Source organism: Streptomyces sp. NPDC051133, assembly GCF_040682635.1.
In the GTDB taxonomy this organism is placed as follows: Bacteria; Actinomycetota; Actinomycetes; order Streptomycetales; family Streptomycetaceae; genus Streptomyces.
On record NZ_JBFBBK010000033.1, the window covers coordinates 1 to 16358 of the forward strand.

A 16358-nucleotide genomic window follows, 5' to 3' on the forward strand; every position below is an offset into this window, starting at 1 on the left:
AGACAAAACAGGCACCGCCCCTGTCCGCCGACCGTGTCCGCGCAGGCTGGCAGGGGCGTGGACGGGGTGGTGATAGCGGGGATCACCGCCACCGGCTTCTGGGGTCTGTGACCCCACGCCCCCGTTCCCATTTGGCAGCCAAGTTCCACGGCCAGGAGTCTCCCGCCCGCCCTGCTCGCGCACCCCCGGCCCCGGAACGAACCTGCCGATCACCGCGACGAACCGGATGACGCCACGCCCGCGCCCACGCCCACCCACACCCCCACCACCCGGCGGCCGCCGCCCCACCCGGCGTCCGTGCGAGACGCGACCGCGCCCCCACCCGACCCCACGGCGCGAACGCAGCCGACCCCGGGGCCCGTCACCGGCCCGGGCCACCGCCCTTCCGGGCCGCTCGCCTCGCTCCAGCCCGACACTGACCGAGAAGCGAGCGGCCCTACGGTCACCTGCGAACCGCGTCCACAGCGGCCGACGTCTCCTGGGCGGCCGGAGTCTCGTACCCCGCCACCACCCACCCCGCCGAACCCGAGCCCGAATCCGCCACACCTTCCCCCCGCCGGTCCACAGCCCAAGCCACGCTCGCGACGCCCAGGCCGAGGACCGCGAGGGCGGCGCCCGCCAGGGCCGGGGACGTCGTGCCGAAGCCCGCCGCGAGGGCGAGGCCGCCGATCCAGGCGCCGCCGGCGTTCGCCAGGTTGAAGGCCGCCTGGTTGGCGGAGGAGGCGAGGGAGGGGGCCGCGGCAGCCTTCTCCATCACCATCAGCTGGAGCGGCGAGCCGGTGATGAACGCCGCCATGCCGAGGAGGGCCACCGCGAGCGCCGCGCTCCACTCCGCCCGCATCAGCAGCGGGAAGAGCAGCAGGACGGCCCCGAGTGCGGCCAGGCCGCCGAACAGCGTGCCCCGCAGGGAGTGGTCCGCCAGGCGGCCGCCCAGGAGGTTGCCGGCCGTGGCGCCCACGCCGAACAGCGCGAGCAGCAGGGTCACGTTCGTCTCGGCGTAGCCCGCCGCGTCCGTCAGCATCGGGGTGACGTAGCTGTAGGCCGCGAAGAGCGCGCCGAAGCCCGCCACCGTCGTACCGAGGGCCAGCCAGACCGGGAGGGAGCGCAGAGCGGCCAGCTCGCCGCGCAGGCCCGTCGGAGCCGCTCCGTGCGCCCTGTCGTGCGGGATGAGCAGCGCCAGCGAGGCGATCGCGGCCAGGCCGATCACGCTCACGCCCAGGAACGTCGCCCGCCAGCCGAGGTGCTGGCCGACCAGCGTCGCCACCGGCACACCCGCGATGTTCGCAACGGTCAGGCCGAGGAACATCAGGGACACGGAGCGCGCCTTGCGCTCCGGCGGGACCATCCCCGTGGCGACGACGGCGCCCACGCCGAAGAACGCGCCGTGCGGCAGGCCGCTGAGGAAGCGGGCAGCCAGCAGGGAGTCGTTGCCGGGGGCGAACGCCGACAGCGCATTGCCCGCGACGAACAACGCCATCAGGGCGATCAGGACGGTGCGCCGGGACATGCGCGCGGTGAGCGCGGCGAGCAGCGGGGCGCCGATGACGACGCCCAGCGCGTACGCCGAGACCAGGTGCCCGGCGGCGGGGATGGAGATGTGCAGGTCGTCCGCCACGTCGGGGAGCAGCCCCATCATCACGAACTCGGTGGTGCCTATGCCGAAAGCGCCGACGGCCAGAGCGAGCAGGGCCAGGGGCATGGAGAGCCTGTGCCTTTCCAGGTCGGAGAGCGGAGTTCCGTACAGCCTATTCCATATGTTCAGCTACGGAACAAAGTCTCCCGGGCCCGGTATTCCAGCGGGTTACGACGACGTGTCGAGCTTCATACGGGCCGCCACCGGAAGGTGGTCGCTGCCGGTGCGCGGCAGGGTCCAGGAGCTCACCGGATCGACGCCCCTGACCATGATCTGGTCGATCCGCGCCATCGGGAACGACGCCGGCCAGCTGAACCCGAAGCCGCTGCCCGCCGCGCCCTGCGTGGAGCGCAGCTGGGAGGTGACGGCGTTGAGCGAGCGGTCGTTCATCGTGCCGTTGAGGTCCCCGAGGAGGACGACCCGCTTCAGGGACTCGTCGGCGATGGCCTCGCCGAGCGCGTCGGCGCTGGTGTCCCGCTGCCGGGCCGTGAAGCCGGCCTTCAGCTTCACCCGGACCGAGGGCATGTGGGCGACGTAGACCGCGATCGGACCCTGGGGGGTCGCCACGGTGGCCCGCATCGCGCGCTCCCAGCCGAGCTTGATGTCGACGGCCCTCACGTCGGTCATCGGGTACTGGCTCCACAGCCCGACCGTGCCGACGACCGCGTGGTACTTGTACGTCGGCGCCAGCGCCTTCTCGTAGACGGGTACGGCGGAGGCGGGCAGCTCCTCCAGGGCCAGCAGCTGGGCGCCCGAGCCGGCCACGTCGCGCGCGGTCGTGGCCGGGTCGGGGTTGTCGGCGTTGACGTTGTGGGTGGCCACCATCAGGTCGCCGCCGGAGCCCGTCTTGTCGGTGAGCAGCCCGCCGAAGAGGTTCAGCCAGACGATCGCCGGGAGCAGCACGGCGAGGACGGCGGTCGCCGACTTCCGGACCAGGCCGAGGACCAGCAGCACGGGGACGGCCAGGCCCAGCCAGGGCAGGAAGGTCTCCGAGAGGCTGCCGAGGTTGCCCACCCCGTTGGGGATGTGCGCGTGCAGGAGCATCACCAGAGCGAGCAGCAGGGCCAGTACGGCGAGGACGATGCCCCGTCGCCAGATGCCCGCGTCGCCCCGCCAGCCCGCCGCCAGGCGGCGTGTCAGGCGTCGAAGCCGGGATCCCGGACGCTCGGGCCCCGAGCCGCCGTCGTCCGTCTCCGTCATGTACGCCTGCTGCGCCATACCGTCTGCCTCACTGCCTGCCGTGCACACACCGTCGCCCCCGTGCCTCTTCCGACCCTAGGGGATGATCGGCTCCGTTCCGCCGTCCCATGACGGCCGTACGGAAGACGAGGACGAACGAAGCGGGGCTGGGAGTTCCGTTCCGCCGTGCGACACGTGAGGTCTGTGACGAAACGCGCACATACGTGCTACGAGGCTGTGGAGCTGACGGGTCGTAGGCCGGCCAGGACCGTGTCCACGATCTCCTCCGCCAGCCCCTCGGGCAGGTCGGCGTCGGGGCGCATCACGGTGCGGACGAGCATGGGGCCGATGAACAGGTCGTTGGCCAGCTCCGGGTCGATGTCCGGCCGCAGTTCGCCGCTGCGCTGCCCCCGGCGCAGCACCTCCATGGCGAGCACGCGGCGGGGCGTTATGACGCTGGCGTGGTACGCCGCCCAGATCTTGGGGCTGCTCTTCATCTGGGCGTACACGTTGTGCAGGATCACCGACGAGCGGCTGGCCAGGCCGCGTTGGCGCAGGGTCTCCAGCAGGGCGACGAGGTCGCCGCGCATGGAGATGCCGGGCAGCACGGGGTCGGGCGGTTCGGCGGCGCGCATGACGTCGACGAACAGCTCCTCCTTGCCGCTCCAGCGGCGGTAGATCGTGGCCTTGCCGACCCCCGCGGTCCGCGCGATGCGCTCGATGGAGAGTTCGGCGAGCGGGACGCCTTCCTCCAGGAGCTTCATCACGCCTTCCAGGATGGCGCGTTCCACGGCCTCGCTGCGGGGCCGGCCCCGGGCGGGGCCGACCGGGCGGGGCCGGCTGTCGGCAAGGCTCACGTCGTTTCCGTCCTTCCGGTGTGCTGCGGGGATTGTCCCGCAGCGACCTTCCTTTCCTCTGGACGCTCGCTGGACGACCGCTGGACGACCGCCGGACGCCTCAGTCCGCGGCGGCGACCAACTCGGCCTCCCGCTCGCCCTGCTGACCGGCCGGCGGCTTGCCCGGCAGGAAGAGGGCCGTCACCACGGCGCCGACGAGCGCGACGCCCACGCCGCACAGGGCGGTGACGTGCATGGCGTGCAGGAAGGAGGCGTCGGCGGGGTCGACGAGGGCCCGGCCGCGCGGGCCGAGCTTCTCGGCGATGCCGAGGGTGGCCTCGATGGACTCGCCGGCCTTGTCACGCAGGGCGGCCGGCAGCGGGCCGAGCTTGCCCTCGATGCCGTTGCGGTAGGCGGCGGACAGCACCGAGCCGAGGACGGCGATGCCGAGGGCGCCGCCGACCTGGCGGAAGGTGTTGCTGAGCGCGGAGGCGGAGCCGGCCTTCTCGCGCGGCAGGGCCTGCATGATGACGACGGAGGTCGGCGTCATGATGTGCGCCATGCCGGTGCCCATGAGGAAGAAGACGATCTCCAGCAGCCAGATCGGGGTGTCGGCCTCGAACGTGGCGAACGCGCCCAGCGTGGCCGCGATCAGCACCAGGCCGGCGGTGGTGGTGGCCTTGTTGCCGAACCGCTCGACGACCAGCCGGGCGCGCGGCGCGAAGATCATCTGGGCGGCCGCCAGCGGCAGCATCAGCAGGCCGGACTGCAGCGGCGAGTAGCCGCGCACGCTCTGGGTGTAGAAGACCGAGAAGAAGGTGACTCCCATCAGCGCGAAGAACACCAGCGCGATGGCGGCCATGGCGGCCGAGAAGACCTTGTTCTTGAAGTAGCCGACGTCGAGCGACGGGTGGTCGCTGCGCTTCTCGAAGACGACGAAGGCAGTGAGGACGACGAGACCGGCGGCGATGGTCGCGAGGACGGTCGTGTCGGTGAAGTCGGCCAGCTGGCCGCCCTTGATGATGCCGTAGACGAGCAGGACCAGGCCGACGACGGACAGGACCACGCCGACGGGGTCGAGGCGGCCCGGGTGCGGGTCGCGGGAGTCGGGCACCAGCCACAGCATCAGCGCGAGCGCGACGATCACGATCGGCACGTTGATGAGGAAGACCGAGCCCCACCAGAAGTGGTCCAGGAGCGCGCCGCCGGTGATCGGGCCGATGGCGATGGCGAGCCCCACGCCGCCCGCCCAGATGCCGATGGCCTTGGGCTGCTCCTCGCGCTCGAAGACGTTCATCAGCACGGCGAGGGTGGCCGGCATCACGAAGGCGGCACCGAGGGCCATCAGGGCGCGGAAGGCGATCAGCTGGCCGGGGCTGCTCGACTCGGCGGCCAGGGCGGAGCCGACGCCGAACACGGCGATGCCGGCGAGCAGCACCTTCTTGCGGCCGAGGCGGTCGCCGACGAGACCGGCGGTGAACAGCAGGCCGGCGAAGACGAGGGTGTAGGCGTTGATCGCCCACTCGATCTGGCTCTGGGTGGCGCCGAGGCCGGTCGGTGCCGGGGTGGAGATCGTCTTGATGGCGACGTTCAGGATCGAGTTGTCGAGCACCACGATCAGCAGGCTCAGCATCAGCACGCCGAGGATCGCCCAACGGCGCCGGTGCACAGCTTCCGGTATCCGGGAGGCAGGGACGGAGGTTGTCATGTGTTCGAGCGTACGACCATTCCGATACGATACCGTCTCGTATCTTAATTTCTTTACTCAGCCCTTACTACGGCTGGGTTTCACCGGTTCCGAAAGGGATCACAGGGGGCCCCTCTGGCCGTGACTGGCACGAGGTGCCACCATGGACTCGATCCGGGGACGCCGTCAGGGCGCCTCGAGATGACTGAAGGAGCCGTTGCCATGACGCAGCTTTCGGCTGCCCAGAACAAGCCTTCCGACGGCAGCAATGCGCTGTACGGGGGGAAGGGCACTCGCCGCATCACCGTCCGCGACATCGCCCTCGCCAAGGAGCGGGGCGAGAAGTGGCCCATGCTCACCGCCTACGACGCGATGACCGCGTCCGTCTTCGACGAGGCCGGGATCCCGGTGATCCTGGTCGGCGACTCGGCGGGCAACTGCCACCTCGGGTACGAGACCACCGTGCCCGTCACCCTCGACGAGATGGCGGTGCTGTCGGCGGCCGTCGTCCGCGGCACGACCCGCCCCCTGATCGTCGGCGACCTCCCCTTCGGCTCCTACCAGGAGGGCCCGGTGCAGGCGCTGCGCTCGGCGACCCGGCTGGTGAAGGAGGCCGGGGTCGGCGCGGTCAAGCTGGAGGGCGGCGAGCGGTCGCACGAGCAGATCCGGCTGCTGGTGGAGTCCGGCATCCCGGTGATGGCCCACATCGGGCTGACCCCGCAGTCCGTCAACGCGATGGGCTACCGCGTGCAGGGGCGCGGCGAGGAGGCGGCGCAGCAGCTGCTGCGGGACGCGAAGGCCGTGCAGGACGCGGGCGCCTTCGCGGTGGTCCTGGAGCTGGTGCCGGCGGAGCTGGCGGCCGAGGTGACGCGGGTGCTGCACATCCCGACCGTGGGCATCGGCGCGGGTCCGGAGACGGACGCGCAGGTCCTGGTGTGGACCGACATGCTCGGGCTCACCTCGGGCCGGGTGCCGAAGTTCGTGAAGCAGTACGCGAACCTCCGCGAGGTGATGACCGGCGCGGCCAAGGCGTTCGCCGAGGACGTCGTCGGCGGCGCGTTCCCGACGGAGGCGCACTCCGTCCACTGATCCACCGTCGCACCAAGGACAGCCCGCCGATCTTCCCCCGTCGGCGGGCTGTCCCTTTTACGGTCCCCTCACGTTCACGGCCCCCTCGCGGCCGGCCGGAGCGCTCTCGGAAACCCGAAGCTTTGGCCTCAACTTGCCTGTGATCAAAGGCAGTTGAAGTGAACCTCTTGTAACGGTGTGGCGTCGAAAACGCCAGGAGACCCACCAGGCCCCTGGGGCGGTGGTGCACTTGACGGTGTGGGACGTCTCACATCGGGGGGAACGTGCAATGGCCCAGACACAGACGATCTGTTCCGGATGTTCCACCGCCACCGTGCCCGGAGCGGCCTTCTGCGGCAGCTGCGGGAGCGCGCTGACCGTCGCCGGCACCGTCGGCGCGGCGCGCCCGGCACCGGGCCGGACCGTCCCGCGCTGGAGCGGCGGCCGGGACCTGACCCGGTACATGTGCGCGGCCGTCTACCTGGACCGGAGTTACGCCGACTCGCTCATCAGGGACGTCGCCGCCGAGCCGCACCTGGGCGTGGCACCGGCTCCCGGCTGCGACGTGCCGGTGGTGCTGCGGTACGCCTACGAGGCCAACGCCCGGCGGCACGCCCGGGACCTGCTCCTGGCGGCCGAGTTCCTGGTGCTGCTCGTCGGCCTGCTGGTGCTGGGCAGCGCCCTGACCGTGTTGCTGATGCTCGTGCTCGCCTGGCTGACGACGCTGGTGTTCGCGCTCTCCACCCAGTACGGCGAACGCCTCCAGCGGCTGCGCCCGGACCGGTTCGACCCCGCGCAGGCGCCGCCGCCGCCCAATGAGTCCGCCGCCGGCCGGCTGCGCCAGATCGACGAGTACGCCCAGGGCAACCTCAGCGTCTACAGCGGCTTCTCGCCCTTCACCGGATACGGCCAGGAACTCGACTCGTGGTCGCTGGTCTTCGACGTGACCAGCTCGGGCCGCGAGGGCGTCACCCCCGCGGAATTCGACGTGACCGACCTGTACGCGCATGTGGCGCGCCGGGTCGGCGAGCTGTCCCTGCCCTGTCTGGAGATCGAGGAGCGGGTCTTCGTGGAGGGGTCGGCGCTGCTCGGCGACCCCCGCTTCCTGCCGGACGCCCTCGGCCGCCCCTTCGCCCGGATCGGCGCCGAACGGGTGGAGGCGCTGAAGCGGGCCCCGGAGGAGACCGCCCGCGTCTATCTGGTCACCCATTCCTCCGGCTGGGGCGGCGAGCTGGTGACCTCGGTGTTCCTGCGGCTGGTGCGCTCGGACTCCAATCTGTTCGTCGAGGCCGTGCCGACCGTGCTGTGCCCGCTGCTGGACCGCTACCGGACCATCGACGGCCTCATGCCCAGCCCCTCACTACGGGAATTCCTCGCGATGATGTTCCAGAACGTCGCGAGCATGCCCTTCGTGCTGCTCGCCTCGCCGGTGCGGGCGGTCACGGGCTTCTTCCCCGACTTCCGGATGCGCAGCCGGCTGAAGAAGCAGCACCGGCAGATCACCCGGCTGAAGATGTTCGACTACGGGGCGCGCCACAGCGTGCGGCAACTGGCCTCCGGCACGGACCACCGGCGGTACTTCCAGAAGGCCGACTCCGGCATGGTCCTCAAGACCGTCGAACGGCGGATCCTGGACGCCCTCGTGGAGTTCGCCCTGGAGCACGACATCGACGCGGGCGACCTGATCAGGCGCCAGGAGACCATCATCAACAACGGCATCATCGCCACCGCGGGGGCGAAGGTCGAGTCGAGCGCGGTCGCTTCCGGCGACAAGTCCCGGATCCAGACCATCCTCAAGAAGATTCCGCTGCCCAACACGGACTGACGACACACGGACCGACGACACACGGCCCTACGACGACCGTGAACGAGAACGAACGGGGACCGGCATGGACGGACGCAGCAACGACGGCGTCATCGCCACGGGAAACGCCCAGGTGAGGAACGCGGTGGTCGCGAGCGGCAGCAACGCGCGCGTCGACTTCCGCGTCACGGAGCGACAGGAGGCCCCGGCCGCCGACGGCAGGCAGCCGACCCCGCAGGAGATCAGTGAGCTGCTGGCCCGGTTCGTGGAGGTCCTGCGCGGCTCGGACCACCCCGAGCGGGACGATCTGGCGGAGTTCGCCGAGGACGCGCGCGAGGAGCTGGCCGCGCCCGAGCCCCGTACCGGGAAGCTGCGCCGGGTCGCGAAGGCGCTCGTGGAGGCGGTGCCCGGCTTCACCGCGCTGGCCTCCCTCGCCGTGACGATCGAAGAAGCGATCCGCGGGCTCTAGGCGGAGGCGAATCCATGCACTTCTGCGTTCACTGCGGCGTGCGTATCGAGAACGCCGCACAGCAGGTCTGCCCGAACTGCGGGGCACCGTACCCGGCCGGGCGGCCGGCCGAGCCCGCCGACGGGGACAGCTTCGTGCGCGTGGGCGCCACGCGCCTGCCGACCTGGCTTCCCTGGGCCCTGGCTGCCGTCCTCGTCGCCGGCGGCGTGACGCTCGGGGTGGCCTTCGCCAACCGCTCCGACACCTCCTCGGCGGGCGACTCCCCGGCCGGTCTGGTGTCCCCGCAGACCTCGTACGGCGGCTGGAGCGTCACCCCGACCCCCTACGAGGACGGGTCCGGCACGGACGAGCCCTACCCCGGCGGCACCTACTCGTCCGACGACGGCGGCCCGGACACCGACACCCCCGGCCCCGCCGAGGAGACCTCGCAGGACTCCGAGGACGCGAGCACGGTCGTCACGTCCTACTACGACCTCCTCAACGCGGGGGACTACTCCGCGGCCTGGGACATGGGCGGCTCGAACCTCTTCAACGGCTCCTACGCGAACTGGGTGGCCGGCTTCCGCACCACGGCCCACGTCGACGTCACGACCTCCGACGACGGCTACGGCGAGGTCGGCGTCGCCATCCGGGCGACCCAGACCGACGGCTCGGTGCGGAGCTTCACCGGCACCTACAGCGTGCAGGACGGCAAGATCGTGGGCGCCCGCATCCGGGAGGGTTCGTAGCGTCCGACCTGCGCGGAGCAGGCCGCCGCCGGTGCCGTCCGGTGCGTGTCGGCGGTCTGTCGGTGGCCTGTCGGCGGCCTGTCGGCCGTTTGTCGGTGGGGGCTGGCACTGTCTTCCGCATGACGCGAATCGATGACAACCCCGCCGGCGCGAGCCACGCGGTGACGGTGCGGGGACTGGTCAAGCACTACGGCGAGACCAAGGCACTGGACGGTGTCGACCTGGACGTGCGCGAGGGCACCGTGATGGGCGTGCTCGGCCCGAACGGCGCCGGCAAGACCACCCTCGTGCGGATCCTGTCCACCCTGATCGCCCCGGACGCCGGACGGGCCACCGTGGCCGGCTACGACGTCGTACGGCAGCCGAGGCAGCTGCGCCGGGTGATAGGGCTGACCGGTCAGTACGCCTCGGTGGACGAGAAGCTCCCCGGCTGGGAGAACCTGTACATGATCGGCCGGCTGCTGGACCTGTCCCGCAAGGACGCCCGCGCCCGCGCCGACGAGCTGCTGGAGCGGTTCTCCCTGACGGAGGCGGCCAGGCGGCCCGCGAGCACCTACTCCGGCGGTATGCGGCGCCGGCTGGACCTCGCCGCCTCGATGATCGGGCGGCCCGCGGTCCTCTACCTGGACGAGCCGACCACCGGTCTCGACCCCCGTACCCGCAACGAGGTCTGGGACGAGGTGAAGGCCATGGTCGGGGACGGGGTCACCGTGCTGCTGACCACCCAGTACATGGAGGAGGCCGAGCAGCTCGCCTCCGAGCTGACCGTGGTGGACCGCGGCAAGGTCATCGCCACCGGCGGCATCGACGAACTGAAGGCCCGCGTCGGCGGCCGTACCCTGCGCGTCCGGCCGGTCGACCCGCTGGAGCTGCGCCCGCTCGCCGGCATGCTGGACGACCTGGGCATCACCGGGCTCGCGGCCACCACCGTGGACGCCGAGACCGGCACCCTGCTGGTGCCGATCCTCAGCGACGAGCAGCTGACCGCGGTGGTCGGCGCGGTCACCGCGCGCGGCATCACCCTCTCCTCCATCACCACCGAACTGCCCAGCCTGGACGAGGTGTTCCTGTCCCTCACCGGCCACCGCGCCAGTGCCCCGCAGGACGCCGAGCCCGCCGACGCCCGCCAGGAGGTCGCCGTATGAGCTCCCACCCGTCGCCCACCACCACCCTGAACGAGGCGCTTCGCGCCGCTCCCCCGACCACCGCCCCCGCCCCCACCGCCTCCGACGTCCGTATCCCGCTGCGCGGGCATCTGCGGCACACCGGCGCGCTGATCCGCCGCAACCTGCTCTGGATCCGCCAGGACCCGGAGTCGATGTTCGACGCGCTGCTCATGCCGATCGTCTTCACGCTGCTGTTCGTGTACGTCTTCGGCGGCTCGATCGGCCAGGCGCTGGGCGGCGGCCAGGAGCGTTATGTGCAGTACGTGATCCCCGGCATGCTCGCGATGATGAGCATGACCCTGTCGCAGGGCGTGGGCACCGGGTTCAGCCAGGACTTCAACAGCGGTGTGATGGACCGGTTCCGCACGCTGCCGATCGGCCGCGGGTCGGTGCTGTTCGCGAAGATCGCCGTCGAACTGGCGCGGATGCTGTTCGCGACGGTCATCCTGATGGTCGTCGCCGTCCTGGTCGGCTTCCACATCCACCACTGGGCGGGCCTGTTCGCGACCGTGGGCCTGTCCGCGCTGTTCGCCTCCTCGATCATGTGGGTGTTCCTCACCCTCGGTGTGATGCTGAAGAGTGCGCAGTCGGTGCAGGGCGTGGGCTTCCTGGTGCTGTTCCCGCTGCAGTTCGGCTCGTCGATCTTCGCGCCGACCAAGTCGATGCCGGGCTGGCTGCAGGCCTTCACCGACTACAACCCGCTGTCGACCCTGGCGGACGCGGCCCGCGGGCTGATGATCGGCGGGCCGGTGGCGCACGACCTGTGGGTGACCGTGGGCTGGTCGGTGGCGATCACCGCGGTCATGGCGCCGGTCGCCATCCACAAGTTCCGCACCAAGAGCTGACGTAACGCCGTGCCTCAGACCAGGGCGGTGGCCTCCGCGAGGGAGAGGCCACCGCCCTCGGCGTACGCGGCCCGGTAGGCCGGCTCGCCGAGGTTCTCGCGGATCCGGGCCTCGGTGAGGTCGTGGATCCTGCGCTCCACCCCGGACAGGACGTGGCCGGGCGGCAGCAGGGCGTCGGCGGCGCCCAGGCAGCGGGCGGCGTCGACGGCGCGGCCGCCGCCGTCGAGGCGGGCGAGGCCCGTCGCCGCGACCGTCAGGCAGATGGAGTCCAGGTGCGGGGCGATGGTCCGGCTCAGCGGGTCGAGGGCGAGGCGCAGCGCCTTCCGGCTCCGCTCCAGGGCGTCCTCGGCGCGGCCGTCGATTCCGTCCAGCCAGGCCTCCTGCACCAGGATCATGGCGTCGAAGACGACGAAGTGCGCGATCTTGAACTCCTCGCGCAGCCGGCGCAGCTGCTCCCGCGCCTCGGCGGTGCGGCCGGTCAGGCCGAGCCAGCAGGCGAGGAACAGCCGGGCGGCGGGCATGGACTCGTTGAGGTAGCCCTCCTGGCTCGCGATGACCTCCCGGAGCAGGCGCTCGCCGTCCTTCAGGTCGCCCGCCTCCATGAGGGCGTTGCCGAGGCGGGCGCGGAGGATGGCCATCTGGCCGCGGGCGCCGAGGCGTTCGGCGTGCTCCATGGCCGCCCGGTAGTCGTCGGCGGCCGCGCGGTAGGCCCCGCGGCGCTCGTGCGCCTCGCCGCGGGCGGACAGCGCCTCGGCGGTGCCCCAGCCGTCACCGAGGCGGCGGAAGATCTCCAGCGCCTCCTCGGCGTCCTGGGTGGCGCTGCCCGCCCAGTCGGCGCGGTTGGCGAGGAGGTTCGCGCGCAGCTGCAGCGTCACGGCCAGTTCCTGTTCGAACCCGGGGGTGTCGCGGCAGGTCTGGACACAGGCGTCGATGACGGTCCACATCTGCTCGGCGCCGCCGGTCAGCATGACGGCGAAGAACCAGAGCAGGCCGGGCACCCGGCAGGTCTGCGGCAGCCCGGGCTCGTAGGTGGCCACGATGGCACGCAGCTTTGCCTGCGCCGCGGGCGTCTGCCACGACTCCAGGTCGTGGTCCATGCAGGAGAGATGGGCGAGATGGACGCCGCGCCGGGCCTCGGCGAGGATCTCGCCGGTGTACGGCGGCGGGGCATCGGTGCAGCGCTGCCACAGGGGCGGGGCGGGCCGTACGGGTTCGGCGAAGGGGTCGGGGCCGAGCCCTATGACCTCCTCGCACCAGACACGGGTCTCGATGCGCTGGTCCCGCATCTGCCAGAAGATCACCATGGACAGCACCAGGCACAGCGCCTCCTGCTCGTCCCGCGCGGCGACGGCGTGCCGCAGGGCGGTGCGCAGGTTCTCGTACTCCAGCTCGAACCGGTCGATGGCGGTGCGCTGTTCGGGGCCGCGCAGCAACGGATCGGTGGTACGGGCGAGTTCGCGGTAGTACGTCAGATGGGCGTGCTCCGCGTCGGCGCGCCGGCCGGTCTCGTCCAGCCGCTCGCCCGCGTACTCGGCGACGGTCTCCAGGAGCCGGTAGCGCATGCCGCCCCCGGCGCCGCCGGCCGGCGAAGGCCCGGCCACCACCAGGGACTTGTCGACCAGGGAGCCGAGCGCGTCCAGGGCGGCCGGACCGCACACGGCCTCGGCGGCGGGCAGGTCGCAGCCGCCCGCGAAGACGGACAGCCGGGCGAGGACGTCCCGTTCGTCCGTGTCCAGCAGCTCCCAGGACCAGTCCACGACGGCCCGCAGGGTCTGCTGGCGGGGCAGGACGGTGCGGCTGCCGGAGGTGAGCAGCCGGAAGCGGTCGTCGAGCCGGTCGGCTATCTGGCGCGGGGTCAGCATGCGCAGGCGTGCCGCCGCCAGTTCGATCGCGAGGGGAAGTCCGTCGAGCCGCCGGCAGATCTCGGCGCAGGCGCCGGGGTCGTCGTCGGTCCGGAAGCCGGGCCGGGCCGCGGCGCCCCGGTCGGCCAGCAGCCGCAGCGCGACCGGTTCGGGCAGCGGTTCCACCGGGCGGAGCAACTCACCCGGCACGCCCAGCGGTTCCCGGCTGGTGGCGAGGACGGTCAGCTCCGGGCAGCGGGCCAGCAGGCGCTCGGCGAGACGGGCGGCCGCCTCGACGACGTGCTCGCAGTTGTCCAGGATGATCAGCATCCGGCGCCGGGCGCAGTGTTCCACGATCCGTTCGAGGGGGTCGTCGTACCGGTCGGCGACCGCGCGCATGCTCTCGGCGCCGGCGCCGTGCAGCACCGTCTCGCGGGCGCCGATCGCGGTGAGCACGGCCTGGGTCACGGCCTCGGGGTCGTCCACGGGGGCCAGTTCGGCCAGCCACACCCCGTCCCGGACGGTGGGCCGTACGGCCTCGGCGGCCTCCTGGGACAGCCGGGTCTTCCCGGCGCCGCCGGGCCCGAGCAGGGTGACCAGGCGGGCGGCGGCGAGATCGGCGCCGATGGCCTCGATGTCGGCTTCCCGGCCGACGAAGGAGGTGAGGCGGGCGGGCAGGTTGCCGAGGGCGGGCGCGGGCCGCGGCGCCGGGGGCGGTTCCTCGGCCAGCAGCTCGGCGTGCAGGGCGCGCAGCTCGGCGCCGGGGTCGGAGCCGAGCCGGTCCGCGAGGAGCTGCCGTACGTCCTCGTAGGCGGCGAGCGCCTGCGCAGGGCGGCCGGTGTCGCGCAGGGCGCGCAGCCGCAGCGCCTGCAGCGGCTCGTCGAGCGGGTGGCCGTCGCACAGGGCGGTCAGCTCGGGCAGCGACTGCTCGGCGTGCCCGAGGGCGAGGGCGGCGGTGTGCCGGGCGCGCAGGGCGTCGACGCGGCGGGTCTCCCAGCGGGCCGCCTCGGCGGTGTGCTCGGGCAGGTCGGCGAGGGCGGGGCCGCGCCACAGGGCGAGCGCGTCGTCCAGGACGACGGCGGCCTTGGCCGGGTCGCCGTCGCCGAGCGCGCGCAGGCCGTCGCCGGTCAGCCGCTCGAAGCGGCCGAGGTCGACGTCGTCGGGGGCGGCGGTGAGCCGGTAGCCGCCGTCGGCGGAGGCGACGGCGTCCGCGCCGAGGGCCCGGCGCAGCCGGCCGACGAGCGCCTGGAGCGCGCCTGCGGCGTCGGCGGGCGGGTCGGCGCCCCACACCTCGTCGACCAGCACGCCGACGGGGACGGTCCGCCCGGCCCGCAGCGCGAGCACGCTCACCAGGGCACGCAGCCGCGCCCCGCCGACCGGGACGGCCGTGCCGTCGGGGCGGAGTACCTGGGTGGTGCCGAGCAGGGAGAAGCGCACGGGGTCCATTGTCTCCGGAGCCGTCAGGGGCGGTCACCGGGTTCGTCCGGCGTGGCGCCGGGGTCGTCCGGGTCGTCGGGGTCGTCCATGTCGTCGGGGAGGTGGGAGATCCGCAGGACGTGTGCGGTGTCCGGCGCGTCCAGGGTGACGAGGGCTCCGCAGGTGCGGCGGACCCGGCCCAGGCCGTCCACCGTGCCGCGGTCCACCTCCTCGAACCACTTCGGGCAGCTCTCGACGGGCTCCAGCGTGACGGTCCCCGGTACCGCTTCGAGGGTGCGCCCCGTGCCCCGGAAAGCCAGCCCCTCCTCCAGCTGCACCGGTTCCGGAGCGGAGGCGGGCACGTGGAAGCTGTACTCCTCGTGGACCAGGTCGACGGCGCGGACCCGGCCGGCGGTGGGGCGGTCGGGACCGCCGTGGTTCTCCACCCACGCCTCCGCGCCGTACCCGTCGTTCTCCCGCCGGTCCTCCTCGGGGTAGGCGACCAGCTTCCAGGCCACCTCGTCACCCACCGTGAACGGTGTTCCGCAACAGCCCATCTGCCAGTCCTCGTAGAACACCCTCATCAGTGGCATGCCCCCAGCTTCCAGGAACCGAACGGCGATCGCGAGACGTTTCCCCCAGGAGTCCGCGGCCGGTACGGTCGCACTCCCGACCGTCCCCGGCCGCACAGGAGTACGTCCATGACCACCGCCACCACCCGTCACGGCGACCGGAGGGTCAGCCCCGTGTTCGTGGGCATCCTGGCCGTGACCGCGGTGACCGGCTGGGCCACCTGGACCGGGTTCGCCGCGCAGCCGGGCCTCGCGGTGTTCCTGTTCGTGACGGCGGCCTGGCTCGTCTCCCTGTGTCTGCACGAGTACGCGCACGCGCGCACGGCCCTGCACAGCGGTGACATCACGGTCGGCGCGAAGGGCTACCTCACGCTGAACCCGCTGAAGTACACGCACGCCCTGCTGAGCATCGTGCTCCCGGTGCTGTTCCTGATCATGGGCGGGATCGGTCTGCCGGGCGGCGCTGTGTTCATCGAGCGGAACCGCATCAGGGGCCGCTGGCGGCACAGCCTGATCTCGGCGGCGGGCCCGCTGACGAACGTCCTGTTCGCGGCGGTGTGCACGGCGCCCTTCTGGCTGCACGCCCTGGACGGGGTGCCGGGCGGCTTCCGCAACGCGCTGGCGTTCCTGGCCCTGCTGCAGGTGACGGCGGCGATCCTGAACTTCCTGCCGGTGCCGGGGCTGGACGGCTACGGGGTGATCGAGCCGTGGCTGTCGTACGGCGTGAAGCGGCAGGTGGAGCCGTTCGCGCCGTTCGGGCTGCTGTTCGTGTTCGCGCTGCTGTGGCTGCCGTCGGTCAACGTGGTCTTCTTCGACGGGATCGATGCGATCCTCCGGGCCCTCGGCGTGGACGACTTCTCACAGGCCTGCGGCCACGCGCTCTACCAGTTCTGGAAGGGCACCCCGGAGATCTGCACGATCAGCCCGTGACCGAGGTGTCCCGCCCGCCGGCGGCCCGGCCGCGCTTCACGTAGTACCAGGTCATGTTCGACGACAGGCCCGCCAGCAGCACCCAGACGATCCCCAGCCAGCTGCCCTGGGCGAAGGAGACGACGGCCGCGGCCACGGAGAGTGCGCAGACGGCCAGGGTGTAGAGGGCGATGCGGGGCATGGG

The 16358-nt window shown here is 72.3% G+C and carries 14 protein-coding genes; 7 read left to right on the forward strand and 7 right to left on the reverse strand.

The genetic code is table 11. The features are described 5' to 3' along the window. Window positions 1-442 precede the first annotated feature (442 nt). From AB0N17_RS29520 to AB0N17_RS29535, 4 genes are all read right to left on the reverse strand, one after another. Window positions 443-1699, reverse strand: a complete 1257-nt coding sequence (locus AB0N17_RS29520; protein WP_366014584.1) for an MFS transporter — start codon at window positions 1697-1699, stop codon at window positions 443-445. Between the two features lie 102 nt (window positions 1700-1801). Further along, window positions 1802-2851 (reverse strand): endonuclease/exonuclease/phosphatase family protein, encoded by a 1050-nt coding sequence (locus AB0N17_RS29525; protein ID WP_366014585.1) that lies wholly within the window; start codon window positions 2849-2851, stop codon window positions 1802-1804. Between the two features lie 188 nt (window positions 2852-3039). Continuing rightward, window positions 3040-3669, reverse strand: a complete 630-nt coding sequence (locus tag AB0N17_RS29530) for a TetR/AcrR family transcriptional regulator (RefSeq protein ID WP_366014586.1) — start codon at window positions 3667-3669, stop codon at window positions 3040-3042. Window positions 3670-3769: 100 nt separating this feature from the next. After that, entirely contained in the window at window positions 3770-5356 is a 1587-nt protein-coding gene (locus tag AB0N17_RS29535; protein ID WP_366014587.1) for an MFS transporter, read from the reverse strand. Window positions 5357-5557: 201 nt separating this feature from the next. Between AB0N17_RS29535 and panB the strand changes: the two genes are divergently transcribed. From panB to AB0N17_RS29565, 6 genes are all read left to right on the forward strand, one after another. Beyond that, window positions 5558-6424, forward strand: coding sequence for a 3-methyl-2-oxobutanoate hydroxymethyltransferase (panB, locus tag AB0N17_RS29540; protein WP_366014588.1), 867 nt, complete (start codon window positions 5558-5560; stop codon window positions 6422-6424). 268 nt (window positions 6425-6692) lie between these two features. Further along, window positions 6693-8228 (forward strand): zinc ribbon domain-containing protein, encoded by a 1536-nt coding sequence (locus AB0N17_RS29545; protein ID WP_366014589.1) that lies wholly within the window; start codon window positions 6693-6695, stop codon window positions 8226-8228. A 64-nt stretch (window positions 8229-8292) separates the two neighbouring features. Continuing rightward, complete coding sequence (locus tag AB0N17_RS29550) at window positions 8293-8676, forward strand: hypothetical protein (protein ID WP_366014590.1); 384 nt, start codon at window positions 8293-8295, stop codon at window positions 8674-8676. 14 nt (window positions 8677-8690) lie between these two features. After that, on the forward strand, window positions 8691-9404 hold the full coding sequence (locus AB0N17_RS29555; RefSeq protein WP_366014591.1) for a zinc ribbon domain-containing protein: 714 nt from the start codon (window positions 8691-8693) through the stop codon (window positions 9402-9404). Between the two features lie 119 nt (window positions 9405-9523). Continuing rightward, a complete protein-coding gene (locus AB0N17_RS29560; protein WP_366014592.1) occupies window positions 9524-10549 on the forward strand; it encodes an ATP-binding cassette domain-containing protein in 1026 nt (341 codons plus the stop codon). After that, window positions 10546-11415: an ABC transporter permease gene (locus AB0N17_RS29565; RefSeq protein ID WP_366014593.1), complete on the forward strand. Its 870-nt coding sequence runs from the start codon at window positions 10546-10548 to the stop codon at window positions 11413-11415. Before AB0N17_RS29560 ends, AB0N17_RS29565 begins: the two co-directional genes overlap by 4 nt. 14 nt (window positions 11416-11429) lie before the next feature. On the opposite strand, the gene AB0N17_RS29570 is transcribed toward AB0N17_RS29565, so the two are convergent. Together AB0N17_RS29570 and AB0N17_RS29575 are read right to left on the reverse strand one after the other, a co-directional pair. Beyond that, window positions 11430-14702 carry a BTAD domain-containing putative transcriptional regulator gene (locus tag AB0N17_RS29570; RefSeq protein WP_366014594.1) on the reverse strand — a complete coding sequence of 1091 codons (3273 nt, stop codon included), beginning with the start codon at window positions 14700-14702 and terminating at the stop codon, window positions 11430-11432. A gap of 14 nt (window positions 14703-14716) precedes the next feature. Then, window positions 14717-15265 (reverse strand): DUF6578 domain-containing protein, encoded by a 549-nt coding sequence (locus AB0N17_RS29575; RefSeq protein WP_366014595.1) that lies wholly within the window; start codon window positions 15263-15265, stop codon window positions 14717-14719. 108 nt (window positions 15266-15373) lie between these two features. Between AB0N17_RS29575 and AB0N17_RS29580 the strand changes: the two genes are divergently transcribed. Beyond that, complete coding sequence (locus AB0N17_RS29580; protein WP_366014597.1) at window positions 15374-16174, forward strand: site-2 protease family protein; 801 nt, start codon at window positions 15374-15376, stop codon at window positions 16172-16174. Here AB0N17_RS29580 and AB0N17_RS29585 read toward each other — a convergent pair. Beyond that, window positions 16164-16355, reverse strand: a complete 192-nt coding sequence (locus AB0N17_RS29585; protein WP_366014598.1) for a hypothetical protein — start codon at window positions 16353-16355, stop codon at window positions 16164-16166. The genes AB0N17_RS29580 and AB0N17_RS29585 overlap by 11 nt on opposite strands. Window positions 16356-16358: the final 3 nt, after the last annotated feature.

What these genes read in the sequence shown, in the direction of transcription:
- AB0N17_RS29520 (WP_366014584.1), bottom strand. Translation starts at nt 1,699, where the DNA reads ATGCCCCTGGCCCTGCTCGCTCTGGCCGTCGGCGCTTTCGGCATAGGC.
- AB0N17_RS29525 (WP_366014585.1), bottom strand. Translation starts at nt 2,851, where the DNA reads ATGGCGCAGCAGGCGTACATGACGGAGACGGACGACGGCGGCTCGGGG.
- AB0N17_RS29535 (WP_366014587.1), bottom strand. Translation starts at nt 5,356, where the DNA reads ATGACAACCTCCGTCCCTGCCTCCCGGATACCGGAAGCTGTGCACCGG.
- panB (WP_366014588.1), top strand. Translation starts at nt 5,558, where the DNA reads ATGACGCAGCTTTCGGCTGCCCAGAACAAGCCTTCCGACGGCAGCAAT.
- AB0N17_RS29545 (WP_366014589.1), top strand. Translation starts at nt 6,693, where the DNA reads ATGGCCCAGACACAGACGATCTGTTCCGGATGTTCCACCGCCACCGTG.
- AB0N17_RS29550 (WP_366014590.1), top strand. Translation starts at nt 8,293, where the DNA reads ATGGACGGACGCAGCAACGACGGCGTCATCGCCACGGGAAACGCCCAG.
- AB0N17_RS29555 (WP_366014591.1), top strand. Translation starts at nt 8,691, where the DNA reads ATGCACTTCTGCGTTCACTGCGGCGTGCGTATCGAGAACGCCGCACAG.
- AB0N17_RS29560 (WP_366014592.1), top strand. Translation starts at nt 9,524, where the DNA reads ATGACGCGAATCGATGACAACCCCGCCGGCGCGAGCCACGCGGTGACG.
- AB0N17_RS29565 (WP_366014593.1), top strand. Translation starts at nt 10,546, where the DNA reads ATGAGCTCCCACCCGTCGCCCACCACCACCCTGAACGAGGCGCTTCGC.
- AB0N17_RS29570 (WP_366014594.1), bottom strand. Translation starts at nt 14,702, where the DNA reads ATGGACCCCGTGCGCTTCTCCCTGCTCGGCACCACCCAGGTACTCCGC.
- AB0N17_RS29575 (WP_366014595.1), bottom strand. Translation starts at nt 15,265, where the DNA reads ATGCCACTGATGAGGGTGTTCTACGAGGACTGGCAGATGGGCTGTTGC.
- AB0N17_RS29580 (WP_366014597.1), top strand. Translation starts at nt 15,374, where the DNA reads ATGACCACCGCCACCACCCGTCACGGCGACCGGAGGGTCAGCCCCGTG.
- AB0N17_RS29585 (WP_366014598.1), bottom strand. Translation starts at nt 16,355, where the DNA reads ATGCCCCGCATCGCCCTCTACACCCTGGCCGTCTGCGCACTCTCCGTG.